The 23,802-nt window shown below is 66.8% G+C and carries 20 protein-coding genes; 10 read left to right on the plus strand and 10 right to left on the minus strand.

Going from position 1 to position 23,802, the window contains the following annotated elements:
• Window positions 1-72: 72 nt before the first annotated feature.
• The 5 genes from NX773_RS13985 to NX773_RS14005 all read left to right on the plus strand — a co-directional run bounded on the left by NX773_RS13985 (window position 73) and on the right by NX773_RS14005 (window position 7,197).
• Complete coding sequence (locus NX773_RS13985) at window positions 73-1,965, plus strand: S8 family serine peptidase (protein WP_258856934.1); 1,893 nt, start codon at window positions 73-75, stop codon at window positions 1,963-1,965.
• 248 nt (window positions 1,966-2,213) lie between these two features.
• Window positions 2,214-2,972: a gamma-glutamyl-gamma-aminobutyrate hydrolase family protein gene (locus tag NX773_RS13990; protein WP_258856935.1), complete on the plus strand. Its 759-nt coding sequence runs from the start codon at window positions 2,214-2,216 to the stop codon at window positions 2,970-2,972.
• Window positions 2,973-3,090: 118 nt separating this feature from the next.
• Complete coding sequence (locus NX773_RS13995) at window positions 3,091-4,461, plus strand: glutamine synthetase family protein (protein WP_258856936.1); 1,371 nt, start codon at window positions 3,091-3,093, stop codon at window positions 4,459-4,461.
• A 56-nt stretch (window positions 4,462-4,517) separates the two neighbouring features.
• The gene (locus tag NX773_RS14000; RefSeq protein ID WP_370662257.1) at window positions 4,518-5,963 is read left to right on the plus strand and encodes an aspartate aminotransferase family protein; all 1,446 of its coding nucleotides are present in this window, start codon (window positions 4,518-4,520) and stop codon (window positions 5,961-5,963) included.
• A gap of 79 nt (window positions 5,964-6,042) precedes the next feature.
• Complete coding sequence (locus NX773_RS14005) at window positions 6,043-7,197, plus strand: ankyrin repeat domain-containing protein (RefSeq protein ID WP_258856938.1); 1,155 nt, start codon at window positions 6,043-6,045, stop codon at window positions 7,195-7,197.
• A gap of 75 nt (window positions 7,198-7,272) precedes the next feature.
• On the opposite strand, the gene NX773_RS14010 is transcribed toward NX773_RS14005, so the two are convergent.
• Window positions 7,273-8,733, minus strand: coding sequence for a high affinity choline transporter 1 (locus tag NX773_RS14010; RefSeq protein ID WP_258856939.1), 1,461 nt, complete (start codon window positions 8,731-8,733; stop codon window positions 7,273-7,275).
• A gap of 130 nt (window positions 8,734-8,863) precedes the next feature.
• Here NX773_RS14010 and NX773_RS14015 point away from each other — a divergent pair, with 130 nt between their 5' ends.
• From NX773_RS14015 to NX773_RS14025, 3 genes are all read left to right on the plus strand, one after another.
• Window positions 8,864-10,351 (plus strand): aldehyde dehydrogenase, encoded by a 1,488-nt coding sequence (locus NX773_RS14015; RefSeq protein ID WP_258856940.1) that lies wholly within the window; start codon window positions 8,864-8,866, stop codon window positions 10,349-10,351.
• A 102-nt stretch (window positions 10,352-10,453) separates the two neighbouring features.
• Window positions 10,454-12,328 carry a transthyretin-like family protein gene (locus NX773_RS14020; RefSeq protein WP_258856941.1) on the plus strand — a complete coding sequence of 625 codons (1,875 nt, stop codon included), beginning with the start codon at window positions 10,454-10,456 and terminating at the stop codon, window positions 12,326-12,328.
• Window positions 12,329-12,523: 195 nt separating this feature from the next.
• The gene (locus NX773_RS14025) at window positions 12,524-13,861 is read left to right on the plus strand and encodes a glutamine synthetase family protein (protein WP_258856942.1); all 1,338 of its coding nucleotides are present in this window, start codon (window positions 12,524-12,526) and stop codon (window positions 13,859-13,861) included.
• A 132-nt stretch (window positions 13,862-13,993) separates the two neighbouring features.
• Here the strand turns inward: NX773_RS14025 and NX773_RS14030 are convergent, their stop codons facing one another.
• The 3 genes from NX773_RS14030 to panB form a co-directional block, all read right to left on the minus strand.
• The gene (locus NX773_RS14030; RefSeq protein ID WP_258856943.1) at window positions 13,994-15,583 is read right to left on the minus strand and encodes a response regulator; all 1,590 of its coding nucleotides are present in this window, start codon (window positions 15,581-15,583) and stop codon (window positions 13,994-13,996) included.
• 131 nt (window positions 15,584-15,714) lie between these two features.
• A complete protein-coding gene (gene thpR, locus NX773_RS14035) occupies window positions 15,715-16,221 on the minus strand; it encodes an RNA 2',3'-cyclic phosphodiesterase (protein WP_258856944.1) in 507 nt (168 codons plus the stop codon).
• 16 nt (window positions 16,222-16,237) lie between these two features.
• Window positions 16,238-17,119, minus strand: coding sequence for a 3-methyl-2-oxobutanoate hydroxymethyltransferase (panB, locus tag NX773_RS14040; RefSeq protein WP_258856945.1), 882 nt, complete (start codon window positions 17,117-17,119; stop codon window positions 16,238-16,240).
• 124 nt (window positions 17,120-17,243) lie between these two features.
• On the opposite strand from panB, the gene NX773_RS14045 reads away from it, so the two are divergent.
• Window positions 17,244-17,591 carry a tRNA-binding protein gene (locus NX773_RS14045; protein ID WP_258856946.1) on the plus strand — a complete coding sequence of 116 codons (348 nt, stop codon included), beginning with the start codon at window positions 17,244-17,246 and terminating at the stop codon, window positions 17,589-17,591.
• 10 nt (window positions 17,592-17,601) lie between these two features.
• Here NX773_RS14045 and NX773_RS14050 read toward each other — a convergent pair whose 3' ends face one another.
• The 6 genes from NX773_RS14050 to NX773_RS14075 are packed head-to-tail and all read right to left on the minus strand — an operon-like array spanning window position 17,602 to window position 22,276.
• Window positions 17,602-17,937 carry a DMT family protein gene (locus tag NX773_RS14050; protein WP_258856947.1) on the minus strand — a complete coding sequence of 112 codons (336 nt, stop codon included), beginning with the start codon at window positions 17,935-17,937 and terminating at the stop codon, window positions 17,602-17,604.
• 10 nt (window positions 17,938-17,947) lie between these two features.
• Window positions 17,948-18,421, minus strand: a complete 474-nt coding sequence (gene folK, locus NX773_RS14055; protein ID WP_258856948.1) for a 2-amino-4-hydroxy-6-hydroxymethyldihydropteridine diphosphokinase — start codon at window positions 18,419-18,421, stop codon at window positions 17,948-17,950.
• Window positions 18,418-19,812, minus strand: coding sequence for a polynucleotide adenylyltransferase PcnB (pcnB, locus tag NX773_RS14060; protein WP_258856949.1), 1,395 nt, complete (start codon window positions 19,810-19,812; stop codon window positions 18,418-18,420). Before pcnB ends, folK begins: the two co-directional genes overlap by 4 nt.
• Window positions 19,805-20,479, minus strand: coding sequence for a histidinol-phosphatase (locus NX773_RS14065; RefSeq protein WP_258856950.1), 675 nt, complete (start codon window positions 20,477-20,479; stop codon window positions 19,805-19,807). The genes pcnB and NX773_RS14065 overlap by 8 nt, the downstream gene beginning before the upstream one ends.
• Window positions 20,476-21,168 carry a DnaA regulatory inactivator Hda gene (gene hda / locus NX773_RS14070; RefSeq protein ID WP_258856951.1) on the minus strand — a complete coding sequence of 231 codons (693 nt, stop codon included), beginning with the start codon at window positions 21,166-21,168 and terminating at the stop codon, window positions 20,476-20,478. The genes NX773_RS14065 and hda overlap by 4 nt, the downstream gene beginning before the upstream one ends.
• Before the next feature lie 34 nt (window positions 21,169-21,202).
• Window positions 21,203-22,276 (minus strand): AI-2E family transporter, encoded by a 1,074-nt coding sequence (locus NX773_RS14075; RefSeq protein ID WP_258856952.1) that lies wholly within the window; start codon window positions 22,274-22,276, stop codon window positions 21,203-21,205.
• Between the two features lie 116 nt (window positions 22,277-22,392).
• On the opposite strand from NX773_RS14075, the gene purM reads away from it, so the two are divergent.
• Window positions 22,393-23,436, plus strand: a complete 1,044-nt coding sequence (purM, locus tag NX773_RS14080; protein WP_258856953.1) for a phosphoribosylformylglycinamidine cyclo-ligase — start codon at window positions 22,393-22,395, stop codon at window positions 23,434-23,436.
• The last annotated feature ends 366 nt before the right edge of the window (window positions 23,437-23,802 follow it).

Here is a 23,802-nt window from a genome sequence, read left to right on the forward strand (position 1 = left end):
CGTGGGCCACGCCGTTCAATAATCCTGCTAGTATTTCCCGTTTTTAATTTTTGTTTTCAACGGGAAATACTGATGACTGCATCCGCCGGTAGCGCCAGCCTCAACTTCCAGCCGCTGACGGCTTCCATCCTTTCGACGGACAGCGGCTCGCCGAGCCAGTTCACGCTGGCCAATCACAGCACCCAGGTGCTGCAGGTGTTCTGGATCGACCGCGCGGGCGCCGAGCAGCTGTATGGCGAAGTGCAGCCGGGGGCCAGCTTCAACCAGCCGACGTTCTCCAGCCATGCATGGGAGATCAAGTCCAAGGATGGCGCGATCGGCTTCAAGTTCTTCCCGACCGTTGCCGGCGCCATCGACGTGACCGGCAGCGGCACGCCGGGATTTACCGATTTCTCCGAACGCATCATCCACACCGCGCAGGGCGACTGGTCGACGGCGGAAGGCTATGGCGTCATCAACGTGGCCAAGTCGCTGGGCGTGCCCGACCTTGGCTACACCTTGCCGCTCAACGCCCAGGGCAACAACCTGGCGCTGGACGTGATCAGCGCGTCCTCGGCCTGGACGGCGGGGATCACCGGCAAGGGCGTGAAAGTGGCCGTGATCGATTCCGGCATTGCCAGCAATTCCGAAGTCAACGCCAACATCGTCGGCGGTTACGACTTTTTCGACAACGACACCAACCCGGCGCCGGACAACGGCAACTACCGCGACCATTCGCTGGGCGTGGCCGCGATCATCGCCGCCAGCCATGCGCCGCACGCCGGGCAGGATGCGATGGGCGTGGCGCCGGATGCGCAACTGCTCAACGTGCGGGTCGGCTCGTCGAATGGCTCGCCGTCCACCAACATCGCCAGCGGCATTCGCTGGGCGGTGGACCAGGGCGCCAAGGTCATTTGCATGCCCTTGCAGAACAACAGCGCCAGCCCCGATCCGGTGGTGGCCGATGCGGTGCACTACGCCTACCAGCACAACGTGCTCACCGTGATCATCGGCGGCAATTTCAGCACCTACGGGGCAACCGGACTGGCCTTGATCGCCAAGACCGGCGAGGCGCTTGCCGTGGGTAACCTCGACGCGATGGCGGCCACGCCGTTCCAGTCGTCCAATACCCCGGGCGCGACGCCGTTCCCGTGGGTGATGGCCAGTTCCAGCGGCTACCTGCCCAACGCGGACGGCGGCTACACCTACCGCGCCGACGGCGGCACCTCGTTCGCCGGTCCGTATGTGGCGGGCCTGGCGGCCCTGCTGTTCCAGCAAAGCCCGAACGCCACGGTCAAGGACATCATCGCCAAAATCATCGGCGGCGCATCCATCAGCGCCAGCGCCGCGACCGCGGCGGCTGCATCCGGCCAGACCGGCACCGCGATGGCGGACCGTTTCGTGAGCACCGCGGCGAACGACAGTATCGACGGCAAGGGCGGGCTCGACACGGTCGTCTTCCTCGGCCCGCGTGCGAACTACAGCATTGCGCAAAGCGGCGGCCAGGCCACCGTCACCGACCTGACCGGCAAGGACGGCGTGGACACCCTGGCGGGCATCGAGCGGCTGGCGTTCACCGACAAGAACGTCGCGCTCGACATCAATGGCGATGCCGGCCAGGTGTACCGGCTGTACCAGGCTGCGTTCGGGCGGGAGCCGGATGAAGGCGGGCTCGGTTACTGGATCAACGCCAAGGATGGCGGCATGGCCCTGGTCGACATCGCGCGCCAGTTCATGGCGTCCAAGGAGGCGGTCGACCTGTATGGCGCCAGCCCGTCGGCCGAGGCCCTGGTCAATTCGGTGTACCAGAACGTGCTGCACCGCGCGCCGGACCAGGCCGGCCACGACTTCTGGGTGGACACCATGAGCCGCGGCCTGAACAGCCCGGCGACGCTGGTGACGGCGTTCAGCGACAGCACCGAAAATATCGCCAACGCCGCCGCCATCATCGGCAACGGTTTCGCCTACACCCCGCTGCACGGCTGAGCCCGCGTTAGGGTTGCCTCGCGGAAGGCCGGGCTGCCGGCCGGCCTTTTGTGTTGGCATGGTTTCTCGCTTGCCATTAAGCTTTTGTTACGGACCCCAGCCCAGCAAGGTCCGCTCCAGATAGCAGATCCGGGCCATGCGCGCGGCATATTTGCGCGCCGCTTGATCTGCATTAATGGCTACTCGCATTCGGACCAGATAGCAACTATGATGGTCTGTGTGCGTCACACTACGAGGGTAGAGAGACCATGCGCCCCATCGTTATCGTTCCGGCTTGCACGCGCGACTTCGGAGAGCATCCGTACCACGCGGCGCAGTACAAGTACGTCGATGCCGTCGTGCTTGGGGCCGATTGCGCGCCGATGATCCTGCCGTCGCTGGGCGCGGCGCTCGACCTTGAAACCGTGCTCGGCCTGTGCGACGGCATCATGCTCACCGGCTCGGCCTCCAACGTCCATCCCAGCTTCTATTCCGAGGAGCTGATCGATCCTTCGCTGCCGCAAGACCTGGCGCGCGACGAGACCACCTTGCCGCTGATTCGTGCGGCGGTCGCGCGCGGGGTGCCGATCATCGCGATCTGCCGCGGCTTCCAGGAGATGAACGTGGCGCTCGGCGGCAGCCTGCACCAGGCGGTGCAGACGGTCGAGGGCAAGATGGACCACCGCGAAAATCCCGCACTGGGCCTGGACGAGCAGTACGGCGACGCGCACAAGGTGCAGCTCGCGCCCGGCGGCATGCTCGAGCGCCTGTTGGGCGTGGCGGAGATTCCCGTCAACTCGCTGCACGGGCAGGGCGTGAACGAGCTGGCCAGCGGCCTGGTGGTGGAGGCCACCGCCGAGGACGGGCTGGTCGAGGCATTCTCGGTGCGCACCGCGCCCGGTTTCACGCTCGCGCTGCAGTGGCACCCCGAGTGGCGCATCACGCACAACCCCTATTCGATGAAGATGTTCGGTGCTTTCGGCCAGGCCTGCCGCGAGTACCAGGCGCAGCGCAGGAGCCGGCCATGACCGCCTATGAAAAATGGGCGGCGCGCCCTGTCCCGTAGTGTCATCCCGTCCCTCGTAGCGTCCCGCGGCGCGGCGCAGGTGCGCCCCCGCGGCCCGATCAACAGACAGTGAGGCGATGATGGCAATCCGCGAAAACTTTACTTACAACGACATGGAAGAGTGGCTCAATGCGAAGCGAGTCACCGAAATCGAATGCCTGGTCCCCGACCTGACCGGGGTGGCGCGCGGCAAGATCCTGCCGCGCGTGAAGTTCACCGAGGAGCGCGGCATGCGCCTGCCCGAAGTGGTGCTGGGCATGACCGTGACCGGCAACTCGCCCAGCGGCGACGTTGCGTTCGAGCGTGCCATTTCCAGCACCGACCGCGACATGATCCTCAAGGCCGACCCGACCACCATCACCACCGTGCCGTGGGCGGTGGACCCGACCGCGCAGGTGATCCACGACTGCTATTTCGCCGACGGCAAGCTGGTCGATTTTGCGCCGCGCTCGGTGCTGCGGCGCGTGCTCAGGCTGTACCAGCAGAAGGGCTGGAAGCCGCTGGTCGCGCCCGAACTCGAGTTCTACCTGACGGCCAAGAACATCGACCCCAACCTGCCGCTGACGTCGCCCATCGGGCGCAGCGGCCGCGGCGAGACCAGCCGCCAGGTGTACAGCATCGACGCGGTCAACGAATTCGACCCGCTGTTCGAGGACATCTACGACTACTGCGACATGATGAACCTGGACGTGGACACCCTGATCCACGAGATCGGCGCGGGCCAGATGGAGATCAACTTCCAGCACGGCGACCCGCTGGGCCTGGCCGACAAGGTGTTCTACTTCAAGCGCACGCTGCGCGAGGCGGCGCTCAAGCACGACATGTACGCCACCTTCATGGCCAAGCCGATGGGCGGCGAGCCCGGCTCGGCCATGCACGTGCACCAGAGCGTGGTCGATGCCGCCAGCGGCCAGAACATCTTCAGCGATCCCGACGGCTCGCCGGCGCGCATCTTCCACCACTACATCGGCGGCCTGCAGCGCTACATGCCGTCGGCCATGGCGATCGTCGCGCCCTACGTCAACTCGTACCGCCGCATCGTGCGCCACACCGCTGCGCCCATCAACCTGCAGTGGGGCGTGGACAACCGCACCGTGGGCTTCCGGGTGCCGGTGTCGGGCGCGCAGGACCGGCGCGTGGAGAACCGCGTCATCGGTGCCGACGCCAACCCCTACCTCGCGCTGGCCGTTACGCTGGCCTGCGGCTACCTTGGCATGGTCGAGCAGATCGAGCCGACCCCGATGGTCGAGGGCAGCGCCTACAACATGCAGGTCGAGCTGCCGCAGGGCCTGCCCGAGGCGCTCGCGCTGCTGCGCGGCGACGACAAGCTGCGCGAGGTGCTGGGCGAGCGCTTCATCGACGTGTACGCCGCGATCAAGGAACTCGAGCACCAGGAGTTCATGACCGTGATCAGCCCGTGGGAACGGGAGCACCTGCTGCTGCACGTCTGAGTCATCCGCAAGGCCTGTCTGGTTCGTAGAAACGGGGGAGGTTCATCATGGCTGCGATGCACGAGGCGCCGGGCGCCGCAACGGCTGGGACCACGGCGCGCGCGGCGCCCGAGGCGTACGACACGCAGGCGCTGCAGCGGCTCGACTCGGCGCACTACCTGCACCCGTTCACCGACCACGCGCAGCTGCGCGCGCGCGGCGGCGCACGCGTGATGGTGCGCGGCGACGGCATCTACCTGTGGGACTCGGACGGCAAGCGCGTCATCGACGGCATGTCCGGCCTGTGGTGCGTGAACGTGGGCTATGGGCGCGACAGCATCGCCGACGCGATGCACCGGCAGGCGACCACGCTCCCGTTCTACAACAGCTTCTTCAACACCACCAACGTGCCTGCCGTGCGGCTGGCCGCGCTGCTGGCCGAGCTGGCGCCGCCGCAGTTCCGGCATGTGTTCTTCACGACCTCGGGCTCGGAAGCCAACGACACCGTGATGCGCATGGTGCGCCGCTACTGGGACGTGATGGGGCAGCCGCAGCGCGACGTGATCGTCAGCCGCCACAACGCCTACCACGGCAGCACCATGGCCGGCGCCTCGCTGGGCGGCATGGCCGGCATGCATGCGCAGGGCGGGTTGCCGATTCCCGGCATCGTGCACATCGGGCAGCCCAGCTATGCCGAACACGGGCAGGGCATGAGCGAAGCGGAATTTGGCATCAAGGCGGCCGGCTGGCTGGAAGAGAAGATCCTCGAGCTCGGCCCGGGCAAGGTGGCGGCCTTCATCGGCGAACCGGTACAGGGCGCGGGTGGCGTGATCATTCCGCCGCCGACCTACTGGCCCGAGATCGGCCGCATCTGCGACAAGTACGGCGTGCTGCTGGTGTCGGACGAGGTGATCTGCGGCTTCGGCCGGCTCGGGCGCTGGTTCGGCTGCGAACTGATGGGCGCCACGCCGGACCTGATCTCGTTTGCCAAGGGCGTCACCTCCGGCTATGTGCCGCTGGGCGGCGTGCTGGTGGCCGAGCGCGTGGCCCAGGTGCTGATCGAGAAGGGCGGGGACTTCAACCACGGATTCACGTATTCGGGCCATCCGGTCGCATGCGCGGCGGCGCTGGAGAACATCCGCATTTTGCGCGACGAGCGCCTGGTCGAGCGTGTCGCGCAGGAGACCGGGCCGTACCTGAAGGCCGGGTTCGCGGACTTGACGTCGCATCCGCTGGTTGGCCACGCGGAGACCTGCGGCATGGTGGCCGGGCTCGACCTGGTGCGACGCAAGGGCAGCTCGGTGCACGACGGCGAGCGCTTCGATCCGTCGCTGGCGGTCGGCATGGTCTGCCGTGGCCACATGTTCGACAATGGCGTCATCATGCGCGCCGTGGGCGAGCGCATGATCGTCGCGCCGCCGCTGGTGATGACCCGTGCGCAGATCGACGAGATGCTGGAACGGATCCGCTTTTGCCTGGACCTCACGCACGCCGACCTGCGCGCGCGGGGCTGGGTTGACTAGCCTTCCAGTCAAAATAATTCAGCTACGTTCGGTATCCTTGACGGTACAATCTGCGCATGTCAATCGAAGGAGTGTGCGGATGAGAGTCGGGAACACCATTGCCGTGCTGTCGCTGGCTGCGCTGTGCTTCGCGGGCGCGGCGCAGGCGAGCACGTATGCGGACCTGGCCGCGGCGGTCAAGGCCGGGGACCAGGCACAGGTGCAGGCGCTGCTCGACGGCGGGCTGTCGCCGATGGTGGCCGGCACCGACAAGCAGTCGCCGCCGCTGGTGCTGGCCGTGGTGCTGAAAAAGCACGACATCGCGCAACTGCTGCTGGCGCGCGGCGCCGACGTCAACGCCCGTCACGCAACCTATTACAACGCCACCGCGCTCATGCTGGCCGCGAACAACCGCGATGCGGACATGGTCAAGCTGCTGCTCGACGCGGGCGCGAACGTGAACCTGACCGACAAGATGGGCGACTCCGCGCTCAACTGGGCCACCTTCTACGGGGACGAAGCGATCGCCGAACTGCTCCTTGCGCGCAAGATCGACGCCACCCTCTACGGCCACGGCAACGCGCTCGACGTGGCGCTGCGGCGCGGGCACCAGAAGCTGGTGGAGCGCTACACCGATTACCTGGAGCGCCGCCAGGTGGTGCAGGCGCGTAACCGTCCGCTGTTCGAGGCGGCAGCGGACAAGAACGCCCAGGCAGTCAAGCAGGCGCTTGCCGGTGGCGCCAACGTCAACGCCACGGACTCCACTGGCCGCTCGGCGCTGGGACTGGCCGCGCGGCTGGGCGATGAAAAGACGATTGGGGTGCTGGCCGCCGCCGGCGCGCGGCTGGACGCACAAGACCCGATCGGCTTTACGCCCTTGATGGAAGCGGCGCGCGACGGGCGGATCGAGGCCGCGACCAAACTGATCGAACTGGGCGCCGACGTGTCGCACCGCGCGAAGGCCAACGGGCTGGAGCTGACCGCGCTGCACCTGGCCACCGCGGGCGGACACGGCGAGCTGGTCAAGCTGCTGGTGGCGCACGGCGCGGACATCAACGCGCGCGATATCGAGCAAGCCACCGCGCTGATGTGGGCGACCAACCAGCAGCCGAAGCTGGCGGTGCAGCTGGTGCAGATGGGTGCCGATCCCGACATCCCGTCGAACACCGGGGACACGCCGCGCGCGCTGGCCGAACAGCGCAAGATGGCCGAGCTGCAGGAGGCGATCGCGGCGCGCAAGCCGAAGGGTGGCTGAACCCGCGCCGCCGGACGCGTGGGCGTCCCGGCATTTGTAGGGTGGGCAGATTCTGCCCACGCGTTCAACCGGCGCTCAAACGCTCGCTTCGGCCACGTGGCGCGGCTCGTGCCGGTTCTTGAGCACCTGCGGCGCCAGCGACCCCAGGATCATGCCGGCAAACGCGGCCAGCAGGCCGGCCAGTTGCCCCGGGAAGTGCGCGCCCAGCGTCGAGATCTGCGGGAAGAACACCAGCCAGGTGAACAGCCCGGCCGCCAGCGACAGGATCGCGCCCTGCGTGGTCGCGCGCTTCCAGTACAGGCCCATCACCAGCGGCACGAACGCCGCCACCAGCGTGATCTGGTAGGCCTGGCCGACCATGTCGTAGATCGAGGTGCCTTTCATCGCAATCGCGTACAGCAGCACCATGGCCGCAAACACGACGATGGTGGCGCGCATGGCGAACAGCTGCTGGCGGTCGTTCATCTGCGGGCGCAGGTTCTTCAGGATGTTTTCGACGAAGCTGGTGGCCGGCGCCAGCAGCGTGGCCGACGAGGTGCTCTTGATCGCCGACAGCAGCGCGCCGAAGAACAGGATCTGCATCACCAGCGGCATCCTGGTCATTACGAAGGTCGGCAGCAGGCGCTGGTAGTCGTTCTTGGCCAGGTCGAGCGCGTTCTGCCCCATCACCACCACCGCGCAGGCGACGATGAACATCGGCACCGCGGCAAACAGGATGTAGCTGGCGCCGCCGATCACGGCGCCGGCTCTGGCGGTGCCGGCGTCCTTGGCCGACATCACGCGCTGGTACACGTCCTGCTGCGGGATCGAGCCGAACATCATGGTCACACCCGCGGCCAGAAAGAACGCCAGGTCGGTGAATTTCGCCTCCGGCAGGATCTTCCACAGGTCGGCCTTGCTCGCCATCGTGACCACCGTGCCGGCGCCGCCGGCCAGGTCGGCCGAGAAGAACGCGATGATCGACAGGCCGATCACCAGCACGATCATCTGGATGAAGTCGGTGAGCGCGACGGCCAGAAAGCCGCCCACCACCACGTAGATCAGCACGGCGAGGGTGCCGACGATCATGCCCGCGGTCTCGCTCATCGCGCCATTGGTCAGCACCGAAAACACCAGCCCCAGCGCCGTGATCTGCGCCGCCACCCAGCCCAGGTAGGACAGGATGATCGCCGCCGAGCAGAACACCTCGATGCCTTTGCCGTAGCGCTGGCGGTAGTAGTCGCCGATGGTCAAGAGGTTCAGCTTGTACAGGCGGGTGGCAAAGAACAGGCCGACCAGGATCAGGCAGGTGCCGGCCCCGAACGGGTCTTCGATCAGCGAGTTCAGGCCGCCCTGCACGAACTTGGCCGGGATGCCCATCACGGTCTCGGCGCCGAACCAGGTGGCGAAGGTGGTCGTGATGACCATGACCAGCGGCAGGCTGCGGCCGGCCACCGCAAAATCGCTGGTGTTCTTGATGCGCGAGCCGGCCCAGACGCCGAGGCCAAGCGTGCCGAGCAGGTACAGGACGACACAGGTGATCAGGGTGAGGTTCATTTGGCTTGCTTGCTCCACCGGGCGGTTGGTTGCTGCTAGAAAATTGGGCGATTATAGCTGCGAAAATCGGCCGTGGGCGGGGTTTTGGTATATTGACAGCACGATTCTGTCCAGCCCGGGAGGAGACCGTATGGCAACGCCAACATGGCACGACCGTGCCGCATCCCTGCAGATCGACGCCCGCGCCTTCATCGGCGGAAAACGGGTGGATTCCTGCACCGGCCAGCGCTTTGACTGTATCTCACCCATCGACGGACGCAAGCTGGCCGAAGTGGCGCGCTGCGGCCCGGACGACGTGGACGCCGCGGTGGCGGCGGCCCGGGCCGCCTTCGAGGACCGGCGCTGGGCCGGCAAGCCGCCTGCCGAGCGCAAGCGCGTGCTGGTGCGGCTGGCCGACCTGATGCTGGCGCACCGCGACGAGCTGGCGCTGCTCGAAACGCTCGACATGGGAAAACCAATCCGCTACAGCCGCAGCGTGGACGTGCAGCTGGCCCAGAACTGCATCCGCTGGTACGGCGAGGCGATCGACAAGATCTACGACCAGGTCGCGCCCAGCCCCGAGGACAGCCTGGCCTTGATCACGCGCGAGCCGGTGGGCGTGGTGGCGGCCATCATCCCGTGGAACTACCCGATGCTGATGGCTGCCTGGAAGATCGGCCCCGCGCTGGCCGCCGGCAACAGCCTGGTGCTCAAGCCGTCCGAAAAGGCGCCGCTGTCCTCGCTCAAGCTGGCCGAGCTGGCGCTGGAGGCAGGCATCCCGCCCGGCGTGTTCAACGTGCTGCCCGGCTTTGGCGACGATGCGGGCCGCGCGCTCGGCCTGCACATGGACGTCGATTGCATCGCCTTCACCGGCTCCACCCGCGTGGGCAAGCAGATCATCCAGATGGCCGGCCAGTCCAACCTCAAGCGCGCCTGGACCGAGCTCGGCGGCAAGTCCGCCAACATCGTGTGCGCCGACTGCCCGGACCTGGATGCCGCGGTGGCGGCCGCGGTCGGCTCCATCTACTTCAACCAGGGCGAAAGCTGCAACGCGCCCTCGCGCCTGTTCGTGGAGGCGTCGATCAAGGACGCGTTCATGGAAAAGGCGCTGGCGCTGCTGCCCCGCTTCGCGCCGGGCGATCCGCTGGACGAATCGACCGTGATGGGCGCCATCGTCGACCACGCCCAGATGAAGACCGTACTGGGCTACATCGAGTCCGGCAAGGAAGAGGGCGCGCGGCTGCTGGCGGGCGGCCGCGCCGCGCGCCAGGACACCGGCGGCCTGTACGTCGAGCCGACCCTGTTCGACGGCGTGGAGCAGCGCATGCGCATCGCGCGCGAAGAGATCTTTGGCCCGGTGCTGTCCGTGCTCGCTTTCACCGACCTGCGCGAGGCGGTACGGCAGGCCAACGCCACGCCCTACGGCCTGGCTGCCGCCGTCTGGACCGCCGACATGACGAAGGCCATCCAGACCGCGCGCTCGCTGCGCGCCGGCACCGTGCACGTGAACCAGTACGACAACGACGACATCACCGTGCCGTTCGGCGGCTACAAGCAGTCCGGCAACGGGCGCGACAAGTCGCTGCACGCGTTCGACAAGTACACCGAACTGAAGACCACCTGGATCCAGATCGGGTAGCCGCTGTGCCAAAACGGCAACACTCAACGGGGGTTTGAGCTGGCTCAATAGATGAGCTTGCTTGGGGAACAAAATGGCTGCTTTCTTAACAGGAGAACGGCCATGGGATATACCTTTCGCGGAAGACTGTGCGGCCTGATTTGCGATGACTGCCAGGAAGGGCTGGCCGGTGTGACGGTCCGGCTGTACCGCAACCAGGACCTGGAAACGGTGACCGCGCGCGCCGCCGCGCAGCCGAAGGACACGTTCGCGCTGTTGCCGGCCGCCGAGGCCGGGCAGAAGGCGGTGGCGCTGCTGGCCGAGGCCCAGGCCGACGCCGACGGCAACTTCAGCTTCCAGCTCGGCGAGAAGGAGAACTACAAGGGCGAGGCGTTCGAGATCGATGTGCTCGTCACCGACGTGCCTGGGCACGCCGGCAAGCCGGAACGCGAACCACTGCAGTTCTCGATCACCACGTTGCAGCCGCGCTGGCGCCAGAACCAGGACGGCTATGTCGCCGTCTGGGATTACTGCCTGCCGCAGCGTATCTGGTGCTATATCCGCAGCCTGTTCGGCGCCTGGACCATCTGCGGGCGCTTGACCACCTGCGCCGAGCCGCACCAGCCGATTGGCGGCGCCACCATCAGCGCCTACGATGCCGACTGGTGGCAGGACGACACGCTGGGCACCGCAGTGACCGATGCCGCCGGCCGCTTTCGCATCGACTACACCAGCGCCAAGTTCCGCGTGACGCCGTTCTCGCCGCTGATCAACATCGAATGGGTGGGCGGCCCGGACGTGTACTTCACCGCCGAGCTGGGCGGCATGGCGATCCTGACCGAAACCCAGCTCGACGGCCGCAAGCCGGGGCGCCAGAATGCCGGGCCGTGCCTGTGCGTCAATCTGTGTTCCGACCAGGTGCGCCCGGGCTCGGTCGAAACCACGCCGCACTGGCAGGAGGTGGAAGTGTTCGACATCCACCCGTTCCCGTCGGCGACCGGCTTTTCGGCCGAGGGCTACGCCGGCACCGCCGCCGAATCCTACGTGTTCGGCGGCGCCGTGCGACTGCGCGGCAATTGCCCGTTGCGCAATGCGGCCGAGCTGGCCCATTCGGTCGAATACCGCTTTTTGATTGGCGAGTGGGGCTGGCCGGGCGGCACCGAAGACCCGGCTGCGCTGCCCATCGTGCCGCCGGCCACGATGGTGCCGGTCACCCAGCTGCTGCCGACCCACGTCGGTTACCTGTTCTACACCAACGCCCTCGGCATGGCCGATTCGGCGCCGGTCATCGTGGGCCCGGCGGACGTGGGGGCGGACGGCTGGATCAAGGTGGACGGCAAGGCGGTGGTGGTGGACATGCGCAACGGCACCAACGCGATCCGCTATGTGGAGACCGACAAGTTCCTGCGCACCTTCGACCTGTTCACGCTCAACACGCCGGCCATCACCAGCGCGCATCCGCTGCGCATGCCGGGCGGGCTGCCGCTGTCGCAGGCCGGGCGCGCGCTCACCAACGCCGAGCGCGAGCCGGTGCGCCGCTACCGACTCATGTTCGAAGTGCGCGACGCCACCTCGCTGGCCACGCTGGCGACCGACACGCTGGGCGCCATCGTCTTGGACAACACGCCGCCGGTGCTGGCGCTGGACCTGGAGGAACTGCGCACCAATGCCTGCAATCCGGTGTCGGGCGAGAACGTGCACATCCTGTACACGATCGACCACCCGCACCTGCGCACGTTCAGCCTCACGATCGGCAACAACGGCGGGCTGCTGCACCAGCCTCCGGAACTGCCGACGGCCAGCTTCGTGCCGCCGCCACCGCTCTCCAACTACCTGTTCAGGGGCGGTGCAGGCGGGCCGCACACACCGGGTAACGACGGCGGGTTCAAGGTGGTGGTCAAGAACGACCCGCACTGCGCCTACCGCTGCGCGTTGTCGTACAAGACGCGGCACTACCTGGCCGACACGCACGCCATCGACCGGCTGTACTGCAAATGATCGTAGGGTGGGCAGGTTTCCTGCCCACGCGTTCAACCAAGCCGGGCACGGACGCGCCACCGAGCGGGCCTGCGATTCGTGCACGCCATGTTTGAACGCGTGGGCAGAAATCTGCCCACCCTACGTTGCGTCCCGCGCGCGGGCAGCATCTCGCCGGTGCTATAGTCGCCCCTTCGGCGTCGGCCGGGGAGAGTGATGAGTGACGGCATGCGCGAGTTTCTGCGCGAACACGGCATCCACGAAGTCGAGTGCGTGATCACGGACATGACCGGCATCGCGCGCGGCAAGATCCTGCCCAAAGACCTGTTCCTCGGCGCCGACCACATGCGCCTGCCCAAGAGCGTGTTGCTCAATACCGTCAACGGCGAGCAGCCCAACAACACGCCGTACGTGGGCGATACCGATCCGGACATGGTGTGCATGCCCGACCCCGATACGATCCGCGTGGTGCCGTGGGCCGCCGAGTCGGTGGCGCTGGTCATCCACGATTGCCAGAACTTCGACGGCAGCCCGGTCTCCCTGGCGCCGCGCAACGTGCTGCGGCGCGTGCTGGCATGCTATGCCGAGCATGGTTGGAAGCCGGTGGTGGCGCCCGAAATGGAGTTCTACCTCGTGGCCCGCAACGCCAATCCGCATGAACCGCTGACCCCGCCCACCGGGCGCAGCGGCATGACCGAGCTGACCCGCCAGTCGTACTCGATCGACGCGGTCAACGACTTCGACCCCTTCTTCCTGGAGCTGTCCGCGTTCTGCAAGGAGCACGAGCTGGGCGTCGAAACGCTGATTCACGAGGCCGGCGCGGGCCAGATGGAAATCAATTTCGCGCACGGCGACCCGCTCGAACTGGCCGACCGCGTGTTCCTGTTCAAACGCGCGGTGCGCGAGACCGCGCTGCGGCACGGCATCTTCGCCACCTTCATGGCCAAGCCGATGGAAACCGAGCCGGGCAGCGCCATGCATGTGCACCAGAGCGTGGTGGACGCCACCACCGGCCGCAACATCTTCAGCAACCCGGACGGCAGCGAGAGCGAGCTGTTCTTCCGCTACATTGCGGGCCTCGAAAAATACGTGCCGTCCGCGCTGGTGATGTTCGCGCCGCACGTCAATTCCTACCGGCGACTGTCGCGCTTCCAGTCGGCGCCGATGAACGTGCATTGGGGCTATGACAACCGCACCTGCGGCATTCGCATTCCCAATTCCAATCCCGAGAACCGGCGCGTCGAGAACCGGGTGCCGGGCGTGGACGTCAACCCTTACCTCGCGATGGCCGCGACGCTGAGCTGCGGCTACCTGGGTATGGTCGAGGGCTTGAGGCCGTCGGCGCCGACGGCCGACAGCGCCGAGCATGTGCACGACCACCTGCCGCGCAACCTCGAAGACGCGATCCTGCGCATGCGCAAGTGCCCGCAGCTGGCCGACATGCTCGGCGAGCTGTTCGTGCAGGCGTTCTGCGAGGTCAAGGAGCTGGAGTTCGCGACCTTCAGCCGGGTGATCAGCTCCTGGGAGCGCGAGCACCTGATGCTGCTGGTGTGAAAGCTGCCGCCTGAACCGTCGTCCCCCCGAAGGCGGGGACCCATGGACCGCGTGTGTGCACGCTCAGCATGGGTTGCCGCCTTCGCGGGAACGACGCGTCATCTGCAACGCTTGACGCAACTGCGTATTCGCTCAAGCAGAGGGCAGGGTGATCGTCAGCCGTGTCACGCCGTCGCCGGTATCCATCGTGGCGTCGCCACCCTGCACCTCGGCCATCAGGCGGATCGAATAGGTTCCCAGGCCGTGGCCGCCGACCTTCTCGGACGGCGCGTATTTGTCGAAGAAGTGGCCGCGCATCGCCGCCGGCACCTCGCCCTGGTTTTCAATCACCACGTGCACGCAGCCATAGCCGGGCGCAAACTCCACCGTCACGGCGGCGCCGTCGGGAGAAGCCTCCGCCGCATTCTTCAGTGCGTTGTTGAACAGCGAGTAGCACAGCATCGGCTCGGCCAGGCAGCGCACGTCGGCCGGCATGTTCGATACCCTGACCGTGAGCGCACGCGCGCCGAACGCCAGCTCGGTCTGGCGCGCGACCTTGTCCAGCAGCGCAAAGAGGTCGAAGGACTCCAGCCGCGGCTGGTACTGGCCCTGCTCCATCTTGTACACGTCGAGCGTGCGATTGATCATCTCGAGCGCGTTGCCGGCAGCCTGCTCGATCATGCGCGCGCTCTCGCGCTGGCTATCGGTCAGCTCGCTGCCAAGCAGCGCCTGGGCGCCGTGCAGCGCGACCGCGATCGGGCTTTTCAGGTCGTGCCGCGTCATGCGCTCGACGTCCTCGCGCAGGTGCGCGTTTTCCACCAGCAGGTCGTTCTGGCGCTTCAGGTCGGCCATGGCGGTGGCAAGCGTCAGGTGCGCCGACAGCCGCGCCTTGAGGATGGTCGGGTCGGCCGGCTTGGATACGTAGTCCACCGCGCCCAGCTTCAGGCCCGCCACCACGTCCTCCACGCCGTCGCGCGCGGACAGGAAGATGATCGGGATGTCGGCCGTCCTGGGATTGGCCTTGAGCTGGCGGCACACTTCAAAGCCGTCCATTACCGGCATCATGATGTCGAGCAGGATCAGGTCAACGTGGAAGGCGTTGGCGATCTCCAGCGCCTTCTTGCCGTTGATGGCAACCTTGATCGCATATTCGTCCTTGAGCGCGCCGGCCAGCACCTCGATGTTGGTGGCGATGTCGTCCACGATCAGCACCGTGCACTTGCGCAGGCGCTCGGCGATCGGCGGTTCCAGGCCGATCACGTCGGCCGCCGCCGCGCCATCCGGCAAGACCGCCGGGCGGGCCAGCACGGCCGGGGCAGGGGGCGCAACTGGCGCCACCAGCTGGGCCGCCGGGCCGCCTTCGAGCATCGGGCCGAGCATGGCCATGAACTTGCTGGCGAAGCTGTGCACCGTGAACGGCTTGATCATGTACGCATTCACGCCCGCCGCCAGCGCGGTGCGCACCGAGGCCGGGTTGGCTTCGGCGGTGAGCATCATGAACGGGGTGTCCGCATACTGCGCGTCGCGCCGCATCCACTTGAGCAGGTCGATTCCGCTCATCACCGGCATGCCCCAGTCGCCGATCACCACGTCGATGCGCTGCTTGAGCATCACGTCCTGCGCGGCCTTGCCGTTGTCGGCCTGGAACACGTTGATGAAGCCCAGTTCGGCCAGCACCTGGCGCACCGCGGTGCGGATCAGCAGGTAATCGTCAACGATGAGGATGGCGGCGGACTTGTCCATGGGGAATTCTTCCGAGAAAGTTTCCGCCAGTGTAACAAACTACTTGGCCAGGTGGACATAACAGGCGGGCGGGGCGGGCAGCTTGCTGCCCGCGCGTCCAACTACCGCAAGCCTTGGCTTACGCAACAAAGTCAGCCGTAGCGGGCGAGCACATCGTAGCCGCCCAAGCGTGACGCGACCAGCGCATAGCCGGAGATGTCCCACGCCAGAGGTGGCGCCTGCGCTGGCAGCGTTGCCTGGCCGGCGCGGCGTGCCATCGTGACGTGCGGCCTGTAGGCGCGCGGCTCCAAGGACAGCCCGAGTGACAGCAAGGCGGTGGACAAACCGGCGTGCAGCTGGAGCAGCGCGCCCGGCACATGAAACGGTTCGAGCACCGCGATGCCGCCGGGCCAGGCCTTGGGCACGCCCAGCTCCAGGCGGAACGGCGCGAGCGGCACCGCCAGCCCCGCAACCAGCTCCGGCACCCGCACGCTCGGCTGGTTGCCCAGGAAGTGCAGCGTCATGTGCAGCTTGTCGGTGGACACCGGAACCGCACCAACCGGCCAGGTCCAGGCGTCGCGCCACGCGCGCAGCGCCTCGCGGATGGCCGGGTCGGGCCAGAGCGCAAGGAACAGGCGGGTGGTGGCGGGACGCGCCATGCCTGGCCTCGCGGGCTTAGAAGCAATGCTCCTGGGCCGGGAAGCTGCCGTCCCGGACGGCGGCAACGTAAGCCTGCACCGCGCCTTCGATCGTGGTCTGGCCTTCCATGAAGTTCTTCACGAAGCGCGCCTTGCGGCCGGGGAACACGCCCAGCATGTCGTGCATCACCAGCACCTGGCCCGAGCAGTCCGGGCCGGCGCCGATGCCGATGGTCGGGATGGACAGCATCTCGGTGACTTCTTTGCCAAGCCCGGTCGGGATGGCTTCCAGCACCACCAGCGTGGCGCCGGCTTCCTGCAGGGCCAGCGCGTCGCGCTTGAGGCGCTCGGCCGATTCCTCGGTCTTGCCCTGCACCTTGTAGCCGCCCAGCTGGTGCACGAACTGCGGGGTCAGGCCCAGGTGCGCACACACCGGCACGCCGCGCTCGGTCAGGAAGCGGACGGTCGGCACCAGCCAGGCGCCGCCCTCGATCTTGACCATCTGCGCGCCGGCCTGCATCAGGATGACGGCATTGGCCAGCGCCTGCTCGGGCGTGCCGTAACTGCCGAACGGCATGTCGGCCAGCACCAGCGCGTTCTTGTTGCCACGCGCCACGGATGCGGTGTGGTAGGCGACGTCGGCCACCGTGACCGGCAGGGTCGAGTCGTAACCGGCGCACACCATGCCGAGCGAGTCGCCGATCAGCAGCACTTCCACGCCGCAACGGTCCATCAGGGAGGCAAAGCTGGCGTCATAGCAGGTGAGCATGGAGATCTTCTGGCCGGCCGCACGCATCGTCCGCAGCGACGGGATCGTCACGGCCATCGAAACCGGCTTGGCGGGCGCCGCCACCGGCGCCTGCGCATGCTTGCCCTCTCCCGGCGCCGCCATGTCCTTGCCCTGCAAATATCCGCTCATCGTTCTTCCTCTGTAAATCGTCGTTAGTATAATGCCGCGACAGGATTCCTGCCCGCATCCTTCGGCCATGATAACCTTGTTGCACGAGTTTATTTAAGGCCAACTTCTGCGCCTGCCCCTACACATGAGCACAAGCGAAAAGATCGAGTGGTCGGACTTCATGAAGGTCGAGCTTCGTGTCGGACGCATCATTGCCGCCGAAGCGTTTCCCGAGGCGAGAAAGCCGGCCTATAAATTGCAGATCGATTTCGGCGACGAGATCGGCGTGCGCAAGTCGAGCGCGCAGATCACAGCGCTCTACACGCCGGAGACCCTGATCGGCAAGCAGGTCGTGGCCGTCATCAACTTCCCCGAAAAGCAGATCGGGCGCTTCATGTCGGAATGCCTGGTGACGGGATTTCACGACGCCTCGGGCAACGTCAGCCTGTGCGCGCCCGAGCACGAGGTCCCGCTGGGCACCAGGCTGTTGTGAGCGCGTTCGTTTAGCGCCCGACGAAGAGGAAGGCGACAGCCGCCATGATGCAGCCGAAGGCGGCGAAGTGGCGCCAGTGGAGTGGTTCGCCCAGCACGGTGACCATGAAGATGCCGAAGACCACCAGCGCGATCGCTTCCTGGACGACTTTCAGCTGCCCCGCGCTCCAGCCGGTGGCAAAACCGATCCGGTTGGCCGGCACGGCGAGGCAGTATTCGACGAAGGCGATGCCCCAGCTGATCAGGATCACCGGCACCAGCGGCTTGCTCATGCCGCCCTTTAAATGCCAGTACCAGGCAACCGTCATGAAGATGTTAGACGCGGCGAGGAGCAGGACAGTTTGCATAACAGCTTTGCTAGATTTTTTCGATGGCCTGGTGCGCAACAAAGGGCAACAGGTCAGCCACGCGGCCGCGGCCGGGAATCGGCAGGCCGGGCGCGAGCTCGGCCAGCGGCGCCAGCACGAAGGCACGCTCGTGCATGCGCGGATGCGGCACGGCCAGGGTGGGAAGATCGGCGATGACCTCGTCGTCATACAGCAGCAGGTCGAGGTCGAGCGTGCGCGGGGCGTTGCGGTACGGGCGCTCGCGACCGTGGGCTTGCTCGATGCGGAGCAGGGCTGCCAGCAGGGCGCGCGGGCTCAGCGAGGTGTCCAGTTCGGCTACCGCGTTGATGTAGTCCTCGCCCGAGGAGTCGATCGGCGCGGTGCGGTACAGCGAGGAGGCGCGCAGCAGGCGCACGCCCGGCACCCAGGTCAGGCGGTCCAGGGCGTCGAGCACGTTCCCGTGGGCGTCGCCAAGGTTGGCGCCGATGCCGACCCAGGCCGTCATTTGCCGTCCGTGCCGGTGGCGCCGCCCGTGCCCGCCTCGTTCGCGACCGCGCCGCTGCCGCCTTCTCCGGTCTTGCGCGGGCCGCGGCGGTGCGGGCGCTTCTTGGCGCCGCCGGCCGCCGGTTCGCGCGCCGTGTTGAGCAGGCGTTCGCGCTCGGCGTTGTCGCCTTCGACGAAGGCCTTCCACCATGCGCCCAGTTCGGCGTCGAGCTCGCCCGATTGGCAGCGCAGCTCGAGGAAGTCGTAGCCGGCCCGAAAACGCGGGTTTTCCAGCAGCTTGAACGGGCTCTTGCCGGTGCGGCGCTCAAAGCGCGGCTGCATGGCCCAGATGTCGCGCATGTCCGAAGCAATGCGGCGCTGCAGGGCCAGGTTCTCGGTCTGCGCATCGAGCACGTCGTCGGCCGCCAGGTGCAGCGCGGGAATCGGCGACTCGCCGGCGGCGCGGTAGGCGTTCCACTTTTCCAGCACCTGGTGCCACAGCAGCGAAGCGAACAAAAAGCCGGGCGAGACGCCCTTGCCGGCCTTGACCCGGTTGTCGGTCGATTCCAGCGCCAGCGTGACGAACTTCATGCTGATCGGCTGCTCCAGCACCACGTCGAGCAGCGGCAGCAGGCCATGGTGCAGGCCGGCGGCGCGCAGCTCGTTCAGGCAGGCCATCGCCTGGCCGCTCATCAGAAGCTTGAGCATCTCGTCGAACACGCGCGCGGTCGGCACGTTGTTGATGAGCGGAGCCATCACCGGGATCGGCGCGCGCGTTTCCGGCTCGATGGTGAACCCCAGCTTGGCCGCGAAGCGCACCACGCGCAGCATGCGCACCGGGTCTTCGCGGTAGCGCGCTTCCGGCTGGCCGATGATGCGCAGGACCTTGGCGCGGATGTCCTCGGTGCCGCCATGGTAGTCGAGCACCGACTGCGTGGCCGGGTCGTAGTACATGGCGTTGATGGTGAAGTCGCGCCGCGCCGCATCCTCGTGCTGCGGGCCGAAATTGTTGTCGCGCAGGACGCGGCCATGCTCGTCCTTGGGCGCGTTGTTGCTGCCGTTGCCGCGGAAGGTGGTCACCTCCAGCAGTTCCTGGCCGAACATCACGTGCACGATCTGGAACCGGCGGCCGATGATGAAGGCGCGCCGGAACAGGCGCTTGACCTCTTCCGGCGTGGCGTCGGTGGCAATGTCGAAATCCTTGGGCTTCACGCCCAGCAGCAGGTCGCGCACCGCGCCGCCCACCACGAAAGCTTTGAAGCCGGCTTCCTGCAAGGTCTGGGTCACCCGGATCGCATTGGGCGAGACGAGCTTGGGGTCGATCCCGTGCTGGTCGGGACCAAGGACCACGGGTTCGGTTGGATCGCGCTGGTCTTTCACACCAAGAATTTTACGGATGAATTTTTTAATCATTGAATAGATGGAGTAAAGGCCAGCCCTGTTCGCTCGCGTGTGCGGCCAGCTTCGCGCTCGGATTGGTCGCCACCGGATGGGAGACAACCGACAGCAGCGGGATGTCGTTGTGCGAATCGCTGTAGAAGTGGCTGCTGCCAAAGTCCTCGAACCGCATGCCCAGCTTGTCCAGCCACGCGTGCATGTGGTCCACCTTGCCCGGGCCCGAGGTCGGCGTGCCGGCCAGCTTGCCGGTCAGGTTGCCCTGCGCGTCCACTGCCGGCGTGGCGGCGATCAGGTGCGGCACGCCAAAGGCGCGCGCGATCGGCTCGGTGACGAAGCGGTTGGTCGCGGTGATGATGCCCACCAGGTCGCCCGCGTCCTGGTGGCGCCGCACCAGATACTGCGCGCGCGGACGGATCGCCGGCTCGATCACCTCGCGCATGTACTGCTGGTGCATGGCGTCGAGCTCGCGGCGCGGGTAGCGCGCCAGCGTGCCCAGCGCGAACTCGAGATATTCCACCGGGTCGAGCGTGCCGGCCTGGTACTGGGCAAAGAACTCGTCGTTGCGGCGCGCATATTCGGCCGCGTCCACCGCGCCGATGCGCACCAGGAATTGTCCCCATTCGTAGTCCGAGTCGATCGGCAGCAGCGTATGGTCGAGGTCAAACAGCGCGAGATTGGTCATTCCTTGGGTTCCGCAGGTGGATTCGGTGTCCCTTGAAGCAACAAATCGCGCAGCAGCGGCAGCGTGACCGGCCGCTGGGTCTCGAGGGAATACTGGTCGAGGGCATCGAGCATCGTCGACAAAGAGCGCATGTCGCGCTTGAAATGGGACAGCAAATAGGGTAACACGCTGGCCGACAAGGTCAAACCGCGCGCTTCGGCGGCCTGGGTCAGGGCGGCGATTTTCTGGTCGTCGGACAGCCCGTGCACCTGGTACACCAGGCCCCAGCCCATGCGCGTGCGCAGGTCCTCGCGCACGTGCAGCACGGCCGGCGGCACCGGGCCGGTGGCCACCAGGTAGGCGGCGCCGTGCTCGCGGATCTGGTTGAACAGGGCAAAGGCGTCGATCTGGCGCTCGGGCGAGAGCAGGTTGGTGTCGTCAAGCAGGTACAGGCTCACGTCCGGGGCCATGGCGAACTGGTCCGCGCTCGCGTCGTGCGCGATGTAGCGCGAGCCGTTTGTTGCGGCCAGCGCCTGCAGCAGGTGGGTCTTGCCGGCGCCGGTCTCGCCCCACAGGTAGGCGAAATGCTCGCGCGAGGTGCGCTGGGCGAACAGGTGCATCATGTACGCCAGCTCGGCATTTTCCCCGACCTGGAAGGTCTCGAGGCGGTGTGCCGGCTCCGCGCCTAAGTCGAGCACCAGTTGTTTCATGCCGATGTTCTCAAAACAAAAAATATCATGTGCATCAGGCATTATAGAAGGTGCTGCGCAGATAGTGGTGGCGCAGGTGGCGGAACGCGACCATCAGCACCGCCGATGCGGGCAGGGCCAGCAGCACCCCGGCAAAGCCGAACAGCTGGCCGAACGCGAGCAGGGCAAAGATCACCGCCAGCGGGTTCAGGCCAATACGCTCGCCCACCAGCCGCGGGGTGAGGAAAAAGCCCTCGATCACCTGCCCGGCGCCGTAGATGGCCGCCACATAGACCAGCCCGGACAGGCCGGGGAACTGCAGCACCGCCGCAATCAGCGCCAGCGCCAGGCCCAGCCCGAAGCCGAGGTAGGGGATGAACACCAGCAGCCCGGTCAGGATGCCGACCGGCAGCGCGACGTCGAACCCGGCCAGCGCCAGCGCGGCCGAGTAGTAAACTGCCAGCACGAACATCACCAGCAGCTGCCCGCGCAGGTACTGGGCCAGCAGCACGTTGACCTCGCGCGCCATGCTGGTGGCCTGAACCACCCAGCGGCGCGGGATGGCGCCCTGCACCTGGGCCAGCATGCGGTGCCAGTCCAGCAGCAGGTAGAACAGCAGCACCGGGACCAGGAACACGGTCGCGGCCCAGCCGAGCAGGGCGCTGCCGCCCACGCGCGCGCTGGCCAGCACGCTGGTCCAGTCGCCGGCGGCCAGCTGCTGGGTCACCAAGCCGCGGATGCGCGTGCTGTCGAGGGACAGGTCGATGCCGTACTGGGCCAGGCGCGGCGCGAGTACGCTGTCGATCTTGGCCAAAAAGGCCGGGATCTGCCCGACCAGCATCGGCACTTCCTTCTGCAGGACCGGCACCACGGTCAGCGCCAGGGCGCCGATGACCGCGCCGGCCAGCAGCATCACCAGCACCACCGCCAGCGCGCGCGGCATCGTGAAGCGGGCGATGCGCCAGGCGCACAGCCGGTCCACGCCGCCATTGAGGCCATAGGCCAGGATCGCGGCCGCGATGAACGGGGTGAGGACGGGGCCAAGCAGGTAGAGCAACCCCGCCAACGCGAGCCAGAGTGCCAACCAGAAGGTGGTTTGTTTCTGCTCCGGAGTCAGGGAAAAAGACATTCTCGTTATTGTTATGTCGGTGGTTCGGCGTCGAGACAGGCCGTTTTGCTAAAATAGCGGACTAGCCAGATTTTGGCGTTCCGCTTTCTATTTTACCGCCTCCGCTGCCAAATACCATGAGCCAACCATCCAACGTCTCCCTTTCCTACCGTGACGCGGGTGTCGATATCGACGCCGGCGATGCCCTGGTCGAAGCGATCAAACCGTTTGCCAAGCGCACCATGCGCGAGGGCGTGCTGGGCGGTATTGGCGGTTTTGGCGCGCTGTTCGAGATCAGCAAGAAGTACAAGGAGCCAGTGCTGGTGTCCGGCACCGACGGCGTCGGCACCAAGCTCAAGCTCGCCTTCGAGCTGAACCGTCATGACACGGTCGGCATCGACCTGGTCGCCATGAGCGTCAACGACATCCTGGTGCAGGGCGCCGAGCCGCTGTTCTTCCTCGACTACTTCGCCTGCGGCAAGCTGGACGTGCCGACCGCCACCGCCGTGGTCAAGGGCATCGCGGCCGGCTGCGAGCAGGCCGGCTGCGCCCTGATCGGCGGCGAGACCGCCGAAATGCCGAGCATGTACCCGGCAGGCGAGTACGACCTGGCCGGCTTTGCCGTCGGCGCGGTCGAAAAGTCGCAGCTCATCGACGGCAGCAAGATCCGCCCGGGCGATGTGGTGCTGGGCCTGGCCTCGTCGGGCGCGCACTCGAACGGCTATTCGCTGGTGCGCAAGATCATCGAAGTGGCCAAGCCCGACCTGGAAGCCGATTTCCACGGCAAGAAGCTGGCCGACGTGCTGATGGCGCCGACCCGTATTTACGTCAAGCCCCTGCTGGCGCTGATGCAGTCGATGGAAGTGAAGGGCATGGTGCACATCACCGGCGGCGGCCTGGTCGAGAACATCCCGCGCGTGCTGGCCGAGAACCTGACCGCCGAGCTGGATGGCAAGTCGTGGACCCTGCCGCCGCTGTTCCAGTGGCTGCAGCAGCACGGCGGCGTGGCCGACGCCGAGATGCACCGCGTGTTCAACTGCGGCATCGGCATGTGCGTGATCGTGTCGGCCGAGAACGCCGACGCGGCCACCGCCCAGCTGCAGGCGGCCGGCGAAACCGTGTACCGGATTGGCCAGATCCGCGAGCGCAACGGCGCCGAAGCGCAAACCATCGTGCGCTGATTCTCCGCGTGTGCGGCCCGCCTGCCGGGCGGGGCCGCACTGGCCCGGGCTGATCCCGGGCGCATCCATTCCTGTTGCTAAAGCGCCCTGGACCGGGGCCCGCCGCGCCTCACCCCGCCTCACACTTCGGCAATACCGATCTCCACGCCCCCTCTTTCCCGAGCGCAATGCTGCGGATTTGTTGCTCGCAAGTCACTTTCGCCAGTATATTCCCGGTTCTGAACAGACCTTGCTGGTCATCACCGCGTCAATTTTGCCTGCCACAGTCCGGGAGCCCCGGCGCGCAAGCCCCGGTCCAGCCATCCGCGCGCAGACGTTGCTGTTGTCCGATCTGGTCAAGTCCGGTCAACCGTGTCCCCAGGCCCG

Source organism: Massilia solisilvae (genome assembly GCF_024753215.1).
In the GTDB taxonomy this organism is placed as follows: domain Bacteria; phylum Pseudomonadota; class Gammaproteobacteria; order Burkholderiales; family Burkholderiaceae_D; genus Telluria; species Telluria solisilvae.

Bases quoted from the DNA above. Each gene is read 5' to 3' on its own strand.
- NX773_RS13985 (WP_258856934.1), top strand. From the start codon at position 73: ATGACTGCATCCGCCGGTAGCGCCAGCCTCAACTTCCAGCCGCTGACG.
- NX773_RS13990 (WP_258856935.1), top strand. From the start codon at position 2,214: ATGCGCCCCATCGTTATCGTTCCGGCTTGCACGCGCGACTTCGGAGAG.
- NX773_RS13995 (WP_258856936.1), top strand. From the start codon at position 3,091: ATGGCAATCCGCGAAAACTTTACTTACAACGACATGGAAGAGTGGCTC.
- NX773_RS14000 (WP_370662257.1), top strand. From the start codon at position 4,518: ATGCACGAGGCGCCGGGCGCCGCAACGGCTGGGACCACGGCGCGCGCG.
- NX773_RS14005 (WP_258856938.1), top strand. From the start codon at position 6,043: ATGAGAGTCGGGAACACCATTGCCGTGCTGTCGCTGGCTGCGCTGTGC.
- NX773_RS14010 (WP_258856939.1), bottom strand. From the start codon at position 8,733: ATGAACCTCACCCTGATCACCTGTGTCGTCCTGTACCTGCTCGGCACG.
- NX773_RS14015 (WP_258856940.1), top strand. From the start codon at position 8,864: ATGGCAACGCCAACATGGCACGACCGTGCCGCATCCCTGCAGATCGAC.
- NX773_RS14020 (WP_258856941.1), top strand. From the start codon at position 10,454: ATGGGATATACCTTTCGCGGAAGACTGTGCGGCCTGATTTGCGATGAC.
- NX773_RS14025 (WP_258856942.1), top strand. From the start codon at position 12,524: ATGAGTGACGGCATGCGCGAGTTTCTGCGCGAACACGGCATCCACGAA.
- NX773_RS14030 (WP_258856943.1), bottom strand. From the start codon at position 15,583: ATGGACAAGTCCGCCGCCATCCTCATCGTTGACGATTACCTGCTGATC.
- thpR (WP_258856944.1), bottom strand. From the start codon at position 16,221: ATGGCGCGTCCCGCCACCACCCGCCTGTTCCTTGCGCTCTGGCCCGAC.
- panB (WP_258856945.1), bottom strand. From the start codon at position 17,119: ATGAGCGGATATTTGCAGGGCAAGGACATGGCGGCGCCGGGAGAGGGC.
- NX773_RS14045 (WP_258856946.1), top strand. From the start codon at position 17,244: ATGAGCACAAGCGAAAAGATCGAGTGGTCGGACTTCATGAAGGTCGAG.
- NX773_RS14050 (WP_258856947.1), bottom strand. From the start codon at position 17,937: ATGCAAACTGTCCTGCTCCTCGCCGCGTCTAACATCTTCATGACGGTT.
- folK (WP_258856948.1), bottom strand. From the start codon at position 18,421: ATGACGGCCTGGGTCGGCATCGGCGCCAACCTTGGCGACGCCCACGGG.
- pcnB (WP_258856949.1), bottom strand. From the start codon at position 19,812: ATGATTAAAAAATTCATCCGTAAAATTCTTGGTGTGAAAGACCAGCGC.
- NX773_RS14065 (WP_258856950.1), bottom strand. From the start codon at position 20,479: ATGACCAATCTCGCGCTGTTTGACCTCGACCATACGCTGCTGCCGATC.
- hda (WP_258856951.1), bottom strand. From the start codon at position 21,168: ATGAAACAACTGGTGCTCGACTTAGGCGCGGAGCCGGCACACCGCCTC.
- NX773_RS14075 (WP_258856952.1), bottom strand. From the start codon at position 22,276: ATGTCTTTTTCCCTGACTCCGGAGCAGAAACAAACCACCTTCTGGTTG.
- purM (WP_258856953.1), top strand. From the start codon at position 22,393: ATGAGCCAACCATCCAACGTCTCCCTTTCCTACCGTGACGCGGGTGTC.